Below are 13,718 nucleotides of genomic sequence, written 5' to 3' on the forward strand. Positions count from 1 at the left end.
TGAGGGCTTACGCTCAGTAAAGCCTTTAGGATGGGGATTTTTAATCCAGCTATAGACGGTGAATTTGCTGATCTTGTAGCGCTTTGCAACAGCGCGCCAAGTTTCTCCATTAGCAATATCGTTAAGAATTTTCTGTCGGAATTGGCGGCAGTAGGTCATAGGATATGCTCAGTTTGTTTTTGATAATTCTACTACAAGTTGCTCTTTATATCTGCTTTGGATAGATTGGATTATAAGTGATTTGACTATAGTGTTAAGATAGATGAATAAAGTAAGTACACATACTTTACTGGAATAACCATCTAATTTCTGTAACTCTTTTATTGGTCTTTGACTATAGCGATGCTCTCATTAAAGCGTCTCCTATCATCTTGATTAGCTTTTGGATGCCTTAGTGTTTTTTTATAGCTAATACCAAGTTTCTTCAATGCTTTGTGAATAGCTGTCTGTGAGCAATGAAAACGCTGGGCATGCTCATGTTGATAAGCATCTGGATAGTACTCTACACTAGCCATTAGGGCTTTGAGGTCAATTTTGCAAGGATAAGAAGTTCTTGTTCTTTTAGTAGGCTAAAGGCAATCACGCATTTTCCACTTCTGAACAGTAGGGAAATGGATACCAAAGTTATTGACTACCTGACGAACCGAATAGCCTTCTGCTAGTTTTGCGATTACTTTTTTCCTGAGTTCTAATGAATAGAGACGCATATGAGTAAAGGTGTGTAAATCTATAGGGTATGTTATATCTAGTTTTTTAGCTGTATAAGGTTTTGCTCATACGATATTCGTTTGGTTTTTTAGTTGCGCATAAATCGGGCAATTTGGTTGATGTGCACCTTCTAGGTAACCACAGCTCATCAGAAATTCGTTGACAATTTGTTTGCCTACAAATTTAAAGTGCTTTTTAAAGAGTTTAATCCATTCGGGTAGAGTGCGCGGATGGTGCGCATCTAGCCATTGTTTAAAGGAGCCATATTCGGCTTGTATTTTTAGAATTTGTTGCGCGTTGTAGATGGCTGCTTGAATTTTTAAGCGGTTACGGATGATGCCGCTATCAGAAAGAAGATGCTGTATATCGGTTTCATCGTAGGCGGCAACGGTTGCGATATCAAATTGGCGATAAGCGGCAAAGAAATTTGGTTGTTTTTTGAGAATCAGTGTCCAGCTTAGTCCGGCTTGGTTAATTTCTAAGATGAGTCGTGAAAATAGAAGGCGGTCATCTGTAATCGGAAAGCCGTAGTGATGGTCGTGATAGTCACGGTTAAGCGTGTCTTCTGGATGGCTATGAACGTAATCGCAATAGGTTTGGCTCATGATGAGAGATGATGTGCTATAGGGGAGGTGTTGGTGACTTCTATGCTATGGCGAATAGCAGGTAATAGGTTGGTGATTCTTATCAGCGGATGAATGAGAATGGCTGTTTCTCCATGGTCGTTTGGAATAAGGGTTTCTTTTAAGGTTTTGCTTTCATGCAATACGCTTTCTTCGGTTTGCGCTGAAAAGTTAGTAAGCGTGGTTTGTATGTGTGCAGCAGCTTGGAAAAAGGGTTGTAAACTGGGCTGTTCAGGATCACGAATACAACCTCGATAAACCGCAAGCGTTGATAAACTAGAAACTAATCGGTAGTTGAGCTGCACCAGTTGAGCACGTTGCCGACGCACTTCAGCATCGTCTGAGCTAGGAAGTTCGTTGACTAGTCCGGCTAAAGCAGCGGCATTTTCGTGGACGCGACGTCGAGTGGCGCGATAGGTGATATCGTCTTTGTTGCCTCTTTGAAGTTGCTCGATAATTAAGGCAAGGTAAGCAGCGTTTTCTTTGAGTGCCGTTGCCGCCGTTTTTTTGATGTTGATATAGTCTTTATCTGGCCATAAAAAGCTAACGACAACCCATGCAATAGCTGCTCCCAAAATGGTATCTGCCATTCGCGCTAAGATAGCGCCAGAAGTATCCATACCAATCATGGCAAAGCCAGCAAAGACTTGAATGGTAATGAAAAAGGTGGAAAAACCGTAGCTGCGTGCACGGAAGAAGAAAAATAAGGTATTTGCAGCAACCAATAAGGTGAGTAAAGTAATGGTATTGGGTGCAAGAATGGGTAATAAGCTGCCGACAATAACACCAGATAAGGTGCCTACTATCCTTTGAATCAGGCGCGCTTGGGTGGCATTACGGTTAGGTTGGCAAACCAGTAAGGCGGTTAATAAAATCCAGTAGCCTAAATGAATATGCAAGCTTTCAATAATGACGCCGCAAATTAAGGTAATCAATGCCATTCGTGTTGCATGGCGGAAGTAAATGGAATTTTTATTGAGGTTGGCTTTTAAGCGCTCAGGAATTTCTCGCCAATGCGTAATATTGGCATTTGCAAGTGTTGGGTCGGCAATGCCAGTCGGGTTAGGGGTTCCTAATCTAGAAAGCTGGCGATTGATGTTTTCAAGATTAGCAATTAAGCGATGAATTTCATCTTCATTGCTTAGAGTATGTGCTTGTTGGTAGCGTTGCCATGCTGTAACGAGTCCTTGATAAGCGCGATCTAAAACGGCTGGGGAAGCGTAAGGCATTTCATTGTTTAGTGCTTGCGCATATTCTCGGCAGGCTCGACCTTGTAGGTTAATAAGACGCTCAATGCGAAAGATAACATCACTATTTTCTAACTCATTAATAAGCTCACGATAATCAATGTGCGATGCGCTAATACGTTCATGAATATCTTGAGCGATAAAGAAATCATTTAATTGAATAGCAATGCGAGTACTGATTTGTGTGCCAGCTAAACGATGAAAAAGCGCATCTCTGGTTGCATTGAAAGCTTCTGTAACCGCGCGCGTACGAATGGCTAATTCGTATTCGGCTTGATCTAGGTCATCTCTTTCATCAGGCGCAAAAAAGCGCGCTTTTCCTTGAACGTAATCGGCTAATGCAGCATAAGCACGAGACAGGTTTTCTTGTACGGGACGGTTAGGCGCTAATAAATGAAAAAGTAGTGACTGACTTTGCATGATAAGGGTTCCCAAAACCAGCATGAATGGGTTTTCATACCAAGCTAGACTTGGCTGATAAGTCAGTAAAATATAAATTGCAACAATTAATGTACAAAAAGCGATGGTTCGATTGCGTGCATCCACAGCACCAAGCATGGTCATGCTAAAAGCTAAGGCTGTCATCACAATCGTGATGGCAATAGGGTTATGTTGAGCAAGTTGTGCCGCAATCGCTGAAAGCGCAAATAAGGCTAGAATAATGACTAAATTTTTTATGCGCCCACTGGTATGGCTATCCATATCAACCAATCCGCCCGCGGTTACACCAAGCATCAAGGCGATTGCCGAAGCGCGTAAATTAAAAAAAGTAATAATCAGCGCAGCAATGGTAAAAGCCGTAAAAATAGGGAGAATTTCTAAAACAGAAGTACTAAGGCGAAAGGGCTTTTTCATAGATGGATTAGATTTGCATTGATAGTGGCTATTATATCTCTGCTTCAGACAGTTGTCGTATTCATTTGATGTTAATAAGTTTTAGATAAAATTTTACATTAAAATGATAAAATCACTTGGAGAATAAATCTCTTTTTTAGTTGAATCTGTATTTATCATGGCAGATAATTTATTAAGTGAATTAGAAGATAAATGATGAAAAATAGACATGATCATCAAGCAACTTTTGATTTAAATTATCAGCCTATTTAAGAAAGCAATGCCCATGCAAGAAGAGCAACAACGAGAAATTACTCGACTTTGTGCGCGAACCGCCTTGTTATTGTTGAGTAATGGCGCTGAAAGCGCATTAGTGGTGGGAATGACTACCCGATTAGGATTAGCTTTAGGTGCACAGCAAGTGGAATGTACTTTAACCGTTAATGCTATTGTCCTGACGGTGATTGTCGATGGTTATTGCTTAACAACCGCACGACGATTAGGCAGTATGGGAATAAATATGACGATTGTAACGGCAGTGCAACGAACTGTTTTATCCGCGGAAGCAGGGCGTTTAGATTGTCAACAAGTACACAAATTGTTAGATAAGGTGCCACAATCGCGTTATCCTGCCTATTTAACGGTTTCAATGGTGGCACTAAGCTGTGCTTGCTTTGCGCGTCTTTCTGGTGCGGATATATTGAGTTGCACCATTACCTTTTTAGCTGCTTTTTTTGGCATGATTGTTCGCGTTAAACTTGAGAAAAAGCATCTTAACGCTTTAATGACCTTTTCAGCGACCGCTTTTGTGGCAACCTTATTGGCTGGCTTTTTCCAACGCTTAGGATGGAGTCATACGCCACAAACGATGATGGCTGCGGCTGTTTTAATGCTTGTTCCAGGATTTCCGTTGATTAACTCTTTATCCGATGGCTTAAAGGGGTATATGAATATGGGTGTTGGGCGCTGGATGTGGGCTACGGTTTTAACTTTAGCAGCGTGCTTAGGTATTATTTTTGCCTTATTGGTTTTGGGGCTAGATGCTAAAGAGGTGTTGCTATGATAGCGGTAGTTAAAGAAATTATCTCGTTAATTCAAGATATGTTACTTGCTGCTCTACCAGCAGTAGGATTTGCGATTTTATTTAATGTACCTAAACCTGCGTTGCGGTATTGCGCCATTCTAGGCGCTTTAGGGCATGGAACAAGAACATTTTTAGTCTGGTTTGGATTACCTTTGGTTTTCAGTACTTTTTTTGCCGCCGCATTGATTGGGTTTTTAGGGGTAAGACTGGGGCGTCGATATCGAGCGCATCCAAAAGTCTTTACCGTTGCGGCAATTATTCCAATGATTCCGGGCGTATATGCTTACAAAGCGATGTTAGCTTTATTGGATATTCAAAAAAGTGGTTTCTCAGAAATGTTATTTGCGCATTTAATCGAAAATTTTGTGCAGACAGGATTTTTATTATCTGCGTTGGTATTTGGCTTAGCACTACCGGGATTATTGTTTTACCGTAATCGCCCGGTGGTGTGAAGTTAAAGCTAGATCAATTTTATGAGATAATTTGTCATTTATATAATGCTTTTAAAGTGTATGGGTACAAAATTCTATTTACTACTTTTATCTTTATTATTCAAACTTAAATATGCCTTGGATGAGAAAATAAATTTCTAGTCGTTATATCTGGTCTCATAATGATGAAATCAGATAATAATTTTTATTTTAATTTAAAAGGAGTTTAAATGATACGACGTTCATTTTTATTGATGTTTTTTATTGCAATTAATGCAATTGCACAAAATTATATTGTCGCAGCAGATCCTTCTTATCCCCCTTTTCAATTTACAGATGGAAAAGGAGAAATTATTGGCTTTGAAGTTGATTTATTAAAATTGATTGCAAAGCATGAAAATATTGAACTGACATTTATTCAAAAACAGCGTAGCTTACTGGAAGAGACACTCAATAGTGGTAAAGCAGATATTTTTTCGTCTGCCTATGGCTTAACAGATTGGCGTAAAAAAATTGTCGATATGAGTGAGCCGTTTTTAGATTTCGGCGATACGGTTATCGTGATGAATGATTCTAAGAATCAAAATATCAAATTGCCCGAAGACTTGAAAGGTAAAATTTTCTCTACTAACCCTGGTGCCCCAACAGCTAAAAAAATATCAGCTGAACTTTCTGGCTCAGAAGAACTTCACAAAGAATATCCAACCTTTTTTCTAGCATTACGAGAAGTTTGGCGTGGAGAAGTAGATGCGATGGTTGCTAATGATAGAGATTTGCAATATTTTGCTAAAAATATCCTCAGTTTAAGATTCGTTTAATTCATTTAAATGATAATCGCTACTTTTTTGGCTTTGCGGTTCGTAAAGGTCGTGATGATGGATTGTTAGATAAACTAAATGGGGGCTTAGAGAAAGCGAAAAAAGATGGTAGCTATCAGGCATTAGTTCAGCGATGGTTTGGTGTAAATTCTTGATCGAATTTAATTATATAGTTGGGCTCCCGAAGATAGTAGACTGTTTTGAAAGTAGATGTTGAGTTAACGTTGTATGTATTTTTTGGGAAGTTGACTATAACTGAATGGGTTTAGCTTGCATACAAACTGACGAACCATAGACAGCCAACCTCAGTACGGAAAAACGAGCTAACTCTGTATGCGAGTTAAAGATATTTAGCGATATAATTTATTTATAATTATATCGCTAAGTTGATTAAAATAAAAAAGCCCACAACTTGTGGGCTTTTAATAATTAAGTATGAATTTAGTGTTTTTCGTACTCAACTTCGTACTCAATTTTGTCGCTTAACCATGATTTTTCGATATCTACTTCAATAGTCTCGCGAATATCACCAGTTTTTTTCTCATAAACTAATTTAGCATCGTCATCTTTGTCTAGCGATTCTTTGACAACGCTATAGCCAGCGTCTTTAAGTGCTTTTTGTACTTGCATTGCTAATTCTTTAACATTCCCGTTAGGTAGCTTCCCTTCAATTTGAATTTCTTCGCCACCATCATCGCGGTCAACATTTACTTTTTGTAGATTAGCAGGTACGAAAACACCTGCGGGTAAATTTTCTATTGTAGTTTCAATTTCTGCTAATTTTCCCTTAATTTCAGCAACCTTAGCTTGCGCTTCTTTAAGCTCTTCACGAAGTTCTGCGCGATCGTCTGCAACAGCGTGTAAGCTAACAGCAGCAACTAAAGCAATCGCAGAATGTTTCAGTAATGACATATTTTCTCCTTAATTGAATAATTAAATCACTTTGAAAGTTATATTGATTATAACAGTTAAATGTTTAAATTATATGGATAAAAGACTTAGAAATGGTAATTTTAGAGAAAATATGTTTTAGTTTTTTGTATGAATTTATAGTTTTTTATCTATAAAATAGAATGTCATTTTTTATTGATAGAAATGCTAGATAATACTTATAAGATGCTCTGTTTTTTAGCTGATTACCTTATAGCAGGGCGCCTAAAAATGCATACGGTACTTATGGATAGTAGACTGTTTTTAAAGTGGCTATTGAGTTAGCATTGTATGCATTTTTTGGGAAGTTGCTAAATATTGAGCAGGTACAATTAGGATTTAAGATAAAAATGCTTCTATATTTTCAACACCAAGTAAGGTTAAAATCCATTTTCCCAAACGTTGCCAGCTTTCTTCGGGGGTTTGTTGATGTTCTATCACCAAAAACATGCCAGATAGCACGGTTCCTCCTATGAGTCCAAGCATTGCCGGAATATCCGCCTCTGAAATTAAAAAATCTCCGCTTTTAATCCCGTTGCGCAATTCATCACCAAGTGCATGAAGGCCATGATTCAATTCATCCGGCATTGCAGGATGATAAGCAAAATTGCAGAGAAATCTTGCCCAGTCAGGTTCATCAGCAGCGCGTTCTAGATAAAGCTTTAGCCCTGTCGCTATTCTTTGTGAAGGCTGATGAATATCTGATAGCGATTGAAGAACTTGTTCAGCCATTTCTTGGCGTAGGCGTGTGCAAATATCAGGAAATAGCGTATCTGGGTGGAGATGATTGTTATAAACAGTTGCACGTGTAATGCCTGCTGTATTAGCTAATTCGCTTACAGTAATGCTAGAAGAGCCATGTTCTGCAAACCATTTAATGGCGGCATCGAGAATACGTTGTTGAGAAGGATTGATATTTGTCATAAGTTGTTAAAAAGGTTAATTGACCAAGATTATACAGATGCGTATAGTTCGTGAATATTATCTTATTTAATATTACTTGTTCTATGAAAAAATATCTGCCTATTTTAATGATTGCCGCGATATCGGCTGTAGGCTTTGCTTGGTGGCGCAATACGCAATTAGTGCTAGAGCAAGAAAAAGGCATTGCTGAAGGCAACGGAAGGATTGAGCTAACACGCTATGATATTGCAACTTTACGCGCCGGACGTGTGCTGGAAGTCCCGGTTTCTGAAGGCGATACCGTGGACGCGGGTACGGTATTAGCGCGTCTATCCTCAGATGAAGCAGAAGCCAAACTGGCAGCTGCAAAAGCAGCGAGAAATCGGGCATTAAGTGCGGTAGCGCGTGCAAAAGGTGCGCAAGCGCGGGCAGAGGGGGCAAAAAGCCGTGCGGGCGGAATGGTGCATCAAGCAGAAGCAGAAATTGCCACGCAGGAAGCGCAGCTAGCCATTGCGCAAGAGGATTTAAAAAATGCGCGACAGTTACGCAAGCAAAACCTGATCTCCGCTTCCGAACTCACACAACGGCAAAAAGCCTATGATGCACGACAGGCTGCAGTAAATGCCGCAAAAGCAGCGCAAATGCAAGCTAAAGCAGGGGCAGCAGAAGCAGATGCCGCCATTGCCGAAGCTCGTGCCGGTGTGGAAGAAGCACAGGCGGCGGTGGCGCAGGCAGAAGCGGAAATAAAAGTCATTGAAAGCGTGATAGCGGATTTAACCGTGACCGCGCTACGCGCCGGACGGGTGAAATATACTGTCGCCGGTGTGGGCAATGTAGTCGCCGCGGGTAGCGTCATTACCACGATTGTTGACCCGGCGGATGTGTCAATGGATATTTTCCTGCCCACGCCGCAAGTCGCTAGAATCGCGTTAAATGCAGAAGCGCGTTTAGTGATTGATGGTATTGATGCCGTATTCCCTGCGAGCGTGAGCTATGTCGCTGACCGCGCACAGTTCACTCCGAAATATGTGGAAACGAAAAGCGAGCGCGCGTCTATGATGTATCGCGTTACGCTGAAAATGACGCGCGAAGCCAGTCAGAAATCTGCCGAGTTTTTAAAAGGTGGTATGAGCGCAGTGGGCTATGTGCGCACCGATCCGAACGCAGCATGGCCTGCGTCATTAGCGGTAAGGTTGCCGGCTGATGAAATTCCTTCAAAAACTGCAACAACCCAATAATGACCGCAGAATAGCGGTCGCTTTTTAATTGTTAAGAAATTGGCGTGAAGACTCTAAAGCGTTGTCGCACAGGCATATCTTGCGTACATAAATCCAGCATTGCCATGACGTAATCGGCATAGCTGATGTGGCTAATACCGTTGGAGACCTTTGAAAAAAACATAAAATAGAGAAATTTCAATTTTTCAAATTTTGAAAATATATTAAAATCATATGGTTAATTTTTCTACTAGTAGCAAAAATTCGTGTAAAACGGAATTTTGCAAAGGTCTCATTTTGAAAACATCATCCTATCGACAAGTACGGTATGTATTTTTTAGGAGCCTGCTATAGTAGGGATTTTGTTTGAAGTACGAACAAAAATGTATAGTAGTAACTAAAAGTATCCTTTTTTATTTTTCAAGTAATTGTGAGCGAGGAAAATTTAAAAAAATTGCTTGCTTGTTCTGTTGAAGTGGCACTGTTGTTTCTTGCCAATAAATGGCAGATGCTGATTTTGCGGGATTTACTGGCGGGTAGTCGTCGTAGCAGCGATTTAAAACGTGCTGTCGGCAAGATTTCGCAAAAAGTGCTAACAGCAAATTTACGACTAATGGAAATGCACGGTTTGTTAGCGCGAATGGTATTTGCTGAAATGCCACTGCGCGTGGAATATACTCTGACCGATTTGGGCAGAACGCTTGAACCGGTATTACAACAATTAGCCGCTTGGGGTGAGCATTATCGTGAACTTAGCTGTCATAAAACAGAGTCAGCAATAGAATATGCGGATGATAATTCCTAATAACTATCCGTTTATTAAATAGCTTTATTTATAAAGGAGAAACCATGTCGGCAAGCAGTAAACCTATCCATGAAAAAACATCCGCCGTCTGTATGGAGGGCGTGCAGCACTGCTACGGCAAAATCATTGCGCTCAAAGGCATTGATTTAACGCTACCCAAAGGGAAAACCATTGGCTTGGTCGGACCTGATGGCGTGGGAAAATCCACCTTATTATCCTTGCTTGCTGGCGTAAAAATATTGCAAACAGGTACGATTAACGTGCTGGGGCGAAATGTAGCGGAGAAAAAAGCGCGTGATGCGTTATCCCGACACGTCGCGTTCATGCCTCAGGGTTTGGGGTATAACCTCTATCCCACCTTATCTATTTATGAGAATATCGACTTTCATGCGCGATTATTTTCGATTTCTGCGGAAGTTCGCGAAACACGCATTCAGCGTTTGCTAACGGCAACGGGATTAAATCCATTCCAAAACCGCGCAGCAGGTAAGCTGTCTGGCGGGATGAAGCAAAAATTGAGCTTGTGTTGCGCGCTTGTCCATGAGCCAGAATTATTGATTTTAGATGAGCCAACGACAGGCGTTGACCCGCTTTCGCGCCGACAGTTTTGGCAATTAGTGACAGATTTGCGCGCGGAACGTCCTGAAATGACCGTGATTGTCGCGACCGCCTACATTGATGAAGCCGAACAGTTTGAGCATTTTTTGGCGATGAATGACGGCGAACTGCTCGCCAATGCGCCCACCGACGAGATATTGGCGCAATACGGCGATTTAGAAAACGCCTACAATGCCATTCTGCCTGAAGACAAACGCGGCAATCCGCACCTAGAAATCCCGCCATTTCAGCAAGAAAACGGCGCAAAACCAGCAATGGAAGCGCATCATTTAACGAAGCGTTTCGGCGACTTTACGGCGGTGGATGATGTCAGCTTCACCATAGAAAAAGGCGAAATCTTTGGTTTTCTTGGCTCTAACGGCTGCGGCAAATCCACCACGATGAAAATGCTCACCGGTTTACTCGCGCCCACAGAAGGTAATGCGGAAATTTTAGGGGCAACGGTAGAAGCAGGCAGCATTGAAACGCGAATGCGCGTAGGCTATATGTCGCAAGCATTTTCACTTTATGAAGAAATCAGCGTGCGCAAAAACTTAGAAATGCACGCGACGCTTTATCGCTTAAATGGTAAAGCAGGCAAAACCGCCGTAGAAGATGCGATTAAACGCTATGATTTATCTACGGTTGCAGACGCATTACCGCGTGATTTATCTCTAGGCATACGCCAACGCTTGCAGCTTGCTGCCGCCTGCCTGCACCACCCTGAAATTCTAATATTAGATGAACCCACCTCAGGCGTTGACCCCGCCGCCCGTGACCACTTTTGGGAAGAACTGATACGGCTTTCGCGAGAAGAACGCGTTACGATTTTCGTATCCACGCATTTTATGAGCGAAGCCGCACGCTGCGACCGCATTTCCTTTATGCACCGTGGAAAAGTGTTGGATATGGGTACACCCGAAACGCTACGCAAAAAACAACACGCCGACACCCTAGAAGAAGCCTTTATCTGCTATTTGGAAGCCAATCAGGATGACGAAACGCCACAAATAGCCAGTGCAAAAATTGACCCGAGTTCCACCGATACAGACACGACTACCTGTGCAGCCGCCTCATCCACAACGACCAACCACACCACCACCGCACATACAGAAACCTCATCCGCCACTGACCGCAATAACATCTCAACCGCACAAATAAAAAATGCAATCACAACCACCGTCACGACCGCCACACACCCCGCGCGTCAACGCGGCATTCGCGCGTGGTTGGCATTGCTTTTTACCTTTTCTCGCCGCGAAGCCAAAGAGCTGTTACGCGACCCTGTGCGCCTGTTATTCGCGCTGTTTGGACCTTTAGTCATCATGGCGACCGCCGCTACCGCGATTTCTTTCGACATCAAAGATATCCGCTACAGCATTTTTGACCAAGACCACAGCATCGAAAGCCGCACATTCGCCGCTTACTTTCGCGGTTCGCCGTATTTTAGCGAACAAACCGCTGTTCACAGTCCGCAACAAGCCGAAAACGCACTCAAAGAAGGAAAAGTATCGCTGGTCATCGCCTTTCCGCCGAATTTTGGGCGACAGTTGATGCGTGGTGAACATCCTGAAATCGACTTTGCCGTTGACGGCGCTGAACCGTTTTTTGCAGAAAACATCAAAGGCATGATTTTAGGCATCGTGCAGGAATACGGCGAACAAACACTTCGCGCTAAAGGCTATGGCGGCAACCTCGAACCCGCCGTGCGCATCATACCGCGCTTTGCCTATAATCAGGATTTTAAAAGTATCTACGCCATTACCCCCGGCGTGATTATGCTCGCGCTTATGCTCATTCCTGTGATGATGACCACGCTCGGCATCGTGCGCGAAAAAGAAATTGGCTCCATTAGCAATCTCTACACCTCGCCGGCAAGCGTTCTACAATTCCTCATCGGCAAACAACTGCCCTATGTTCTCACCGCATTGCTGAGTTATCTCTTGCTCATCTTTTTTGCGATTGTCGTCTTAGGCGTGCCGATTACTGGCAGTTTTTGGGCAATGACTTTCGGCGCGCTCTTACTCATTTTGGCGGTAACTGGCTTCGGGCTACTTGTTTCCAGTGTTTTATCCTCACAAGTCGCCGCAATGGCAGCCGCCGCAATCTTAACCGTTATTCCTGCGGTGAATTTTTCAGGGATGCTTTATCCTGTTTCCACCATTACCGGATTTAACGCCATTTTGGCAAAAATCTTTCCCGCTGCGCACTATCAAGCGATTAGCTTAGGTGCTTTCACCAAAGGACAAGGATTTAATCAATTTATCCCCGCCTACTTAGCCCTCGCTGCCTATGCGCTCGTCTGTATCACGCTGGCTTCTTTGTTATTGAAAAAACAAGAAAAATGATGTTTCAATTCACAGAGCTATACATAAAGCATTGCGCGATGAATTGCCCTGCTTCAGAAGGGATTGTCCTTGCCAAAGTAAAAACATTTAACCGTCGTGAACGAGAATGACATAGTTTTAAGCATTTAGAGATTGTGATGGACAACTTTTCCGCCGATGCACTCTACCGCGCTGAGAAAAGCACTCCAAAAAATAGCAAGCGGCGCTTTTTAACTGCTCACTCAAGCCATAGAAAAATCCTCTTCTTGGCATTCCTCTACTCCAATAACTGCTAAAGAGAGTTTAGCAAGATTAAAAACAGTTTGGCATTCATTGTCTTCTTCTGAAAAAAAAGAGCGACGTAAAGCCTATAAGTGCGCTAAAAAATTTTGCAAAGGTCTCAAATAATTTTTTTGGAAAGGGGTATTTGATGAAATCTTTAGCATTATGGAATGCCATTCATCCAAATAAGCAATGGCAGGAATGGTTAAATAAAACCGGCAATGACGGCAAGTTATTGGATACTGCTGATTGTGTAAGTTTTATTAATAAAGAAAATAAGAAAGCGGTCAAAATCATTTATGAACCTAAGGGAAAATTTGATTTTGAATATTGGCTAAGTGATTTGATCGCGGTGAAAACAAGATAGAAGTTTTAAATATTGTTTTTAGTCATCTTGAAAAAGCAAAATCGGAATTGCCAACGCTGTTATCGCGCTTTGTTGCCTCGCTTTCCCCGCTTTAGAAGCTAAAGTATTGATTTCATGCTTAAGGCTTGCCATGATCGGCTACTTTGTTGATTAGCTCAATTCCAGAGGATTTTTGAATTTCTTGTTGTTTTTATTGGGATTATTGTTCGCAGCGGGTGGTATTGCGGTTATTGTTTGGGTCAAGCGGCGCAATCCTACCGGCATGGAAAAATTCAACAGTTTCAAAAGCATGGCAACGGCAAAAACTTTGGAATTTTTTGCTTATTTCGTCGCCATTTTGTTATAGTCAAATCACTTATAATCCAATCTATCCAAAGCAGATATAAAGAACAACTTGTAGTAGAATTATCAAAAACAAACTGAGTATATCCTATGACCTACTGCCGCCAATTCCGACAAAAAATTCTTAACGATATTGCTAATGGAGAAACTTGGCGCGCTGTTGCAAAGCGCTACAAGATCAGCAAATTCACCGTCTATAGCTG

At 41.9% G+C, this 13,718-nt stretch carries 15 protein-coding genes and 1 pseudogene; 9 read left to right on the forward strand and 7 right to left on the reverse strand.

The window, feature by feature from the left end:
* From A5N85_RS17665 to yccS, 5 genes and pseudogenes are all read right to left on the reverse strand, one after another.
* The coding region (locus A5N85_RS17665) for a helix-turn-helix domain-containing protein (RefSeq protein ID WP_143143236.1) at window positions 1–159 on the reverse strand (159 nt) is incomplete at its 3' end.
* 161 nt (window positions 160–320) lie between these two features.
* Window positions 321–542, reverse strand: a pseudogene (locus tag A5N85_RS08890) (IS630 transposase-related protein); the annotation flags it as partial.
* A 27-nt stretch (window positions 543–569) separates the two neighbouring features.
* Window positions 570–707 carry a helix-turn-helix domain-containing protein gene (locus tag A5N85_RS17670; protein ID WP_115305851.1) on the reverse strand — a complete coding sequence of 46 codons (138 nt, stop codon included), beginning with the start codon at window positions 705–707 and terminating at the stop codon, window positions 570–572.
* 66 nt (window positions 708–773) lie between these two features.
* The gene (locus A5N85_RS08900) at window positions 774–1,313 is read right to left on the reverse strand and encodes a DNA-3-methyladenine glycosylase I (protein WP_072576908.1); all 540 of its coding nucleotides are present in this window, start codon (window positions 1,311–1,313) and stop codon (window positions 774–776) included.
* Window positions 1,310–3,433, reverse strand: a complete 2,124-nt coding sequence (yccS, locus tag A5N85_RS08905) for a YccS family putative transporter (protein ID WP_072576909.1) — start codon at window positions 3,431–3,433, stop codon at window positions 1,310–1,312. Before yccS ends, A5N85_RS08900 begins: the two co-directional genes overlap by 4 nt.
* A gap of 265 nt (window positions 3,434–3,698) precedes the next feature.
* On the opposite strand from yccS, the gene A5N85_RS08910 reads away from it, so the two are divergent.
* From A5N85_RS08910 to A5N85_RS17675, 4 genes are all read left to right on the forward strand, one after another.
* A complete protein-coding gene (locus A5N85_RS08910) occupies window positions 3,699–4,475 on the forward strand; it encodes a threonine/serine exporter family protein (protein ID WP_072576918.1) in 777 nt (258 codons plus the stop codon).
* Window positions 4,472–4,948, forward strand: coding sequence for a threonine/serine exporter family protein (locus A5N85_RS08915; protein ID WP_072576910.1), 477 nt, complete (start codon window positions 4,472–4,474; stop codon window positions 4,946–4,948). The genes A5N85_RS08910 and A5N85_RS08915 overlap by 4 nt, the downstream gene beginning before the upstream one ends.
* 209 nt (window positions 4,949–5,157) lie before the next feature.
* Window positions 5,158–5,745, forward strand: coding sequence for a substrate-binding periplasmic protein (locus A5N85_RS08920; RefSeq protein WP_072576911.1), 588 nt, complete (start codon window positions 5,158–5,160; stop codon window positions 5,743–5,745).
* Window positions 5,745–5,900 carry a transporter substrate-binding domain-containing protein gene (locus A5N85_RS17675; RefSeq protein ID WP_428843255.1) on the forward strand — a complete coding sequence of 52 codons (156 nt, stop codon included), beginning with the start codon at window positions 5,745–5,747 and terminating at the stop codon, window positions 5,898–5,900. Before A5N85_RS08920 ends, A5N85_RS17675 begins: the two co-directional genes overlap by 1 nt.
* A 286-nt stretch (window positions 5,901–6,186) precedes the next feature.
* Here A5N85_RS17675 and A5N85_RS08930 read toward each other — a convergent pair whose 3' ends face one another.
* Both A5N85_RS08930 and A5N85_RS08935 read right to left on the reverse strand, forming a co-directional pair.
* A complete protein-coding gene (locus A5N85_RS08930) occupies window positions 6,187–6,657 on the reverse strand; it encodes a hypothetical protein (RefSeq protein WP_072576912.1) in 471 nt (156 codons plus the stop codon).
* Between the two features lie 357 nt (window positions 6,658–7,014).
* On the reverse strand, window positions 7,015–7,599 hold the full coding sequence (locus A5N85_RS08935) for a TetR/AcrR family transcriptional regulator (RefSeq protein ID WP_072576913.1): 585 nt from the start codon (window positions 7,597–7,599) through the stop codon (window positions 7,015–7,017).
* Between the two features lie 50 nt (window positions 7,600–7,649).
* Between A5N85_RS08935 and A5N85_RS08940 the strand changes: the two genes are divergently transcribed.
* The 5 genes from A5N85_RS08940 (at window position 7,650) to A5N85_RS15670 (ending at window position 13,519) form a co-directional block, all read left to right on the forward strand.
* Entirely contained in the window at window positions 7,650–8,816 is a 1,167-nt protein-coding gene (locus tag A5N85_RS08940) for an HlyD family secretion protein (protein WP_084601723.1), read from the forward strand.
* A gap of 433 nt (window positions 8,817–9,249) precedes the next feature.
* Complete coding sequence (locus tag A5N85_RS08945; RefSeq protein WP_211268132.1) at window positions 9,250–9,600, forward strand: winged helix-turn-helix transcriptional regulator; 351 nt, start codon at window positions 9,250–9,252, stop codon at window positions 9,598–9,600.
* A gap of 44 nt (window positions 9,601–9,644) precedes the next feature.
* Window positions 9,645–12,545, forward strand: a complete 2,901-nt coding sequence (gene rbbA / locus A5N85_RS08950) for a ribosome-associated ATPase/putative transporter RbbA (RefSeq protein ID WP_072576915.1) — start codon at window positions 9,645–9,647, stop codon at window positions 12,543–12,545.
* A 409-nt stretch (window positions 12,546–12,954) separates the two neighbouring features.
* A complete protein-coding gene (locus A5N85_RS08955) occupies window positions 12,955–13,173 on the forward strand; it encodes a hypothetical protein (RefSeq protein ID WP_072576916.1) in 219 nt (72 codons plus the stop codon).
* A 181-nt stretch (window positions 13,174–13,354) separates the two neighbouring features.
* The gene (locus tag A5N85_RS15670) at window positions 13,355–13,519 is read left to right on the forward strand and encodes a hypothetical protein (protein WP_169818644.1); all 165 of its coding nucleotides are present in this window, start codon (window positions 13,355–13,357) and stop codon (window positions 13,517–13,519) included.
* The last annotated feature ends 199 nt before the right edge of the window (window positions 13,520–13,718 follow it).

It is taken from the genome of Suttonella ornithocola (assembly GCF_001889065.1).
GTDB lineage: Bacteria > Pseudomonadota > Gammaproteobacteria > Cardiobacteriales > Cardiobacteriaceae > Suttonella_A > Suttonella_A ornithocola.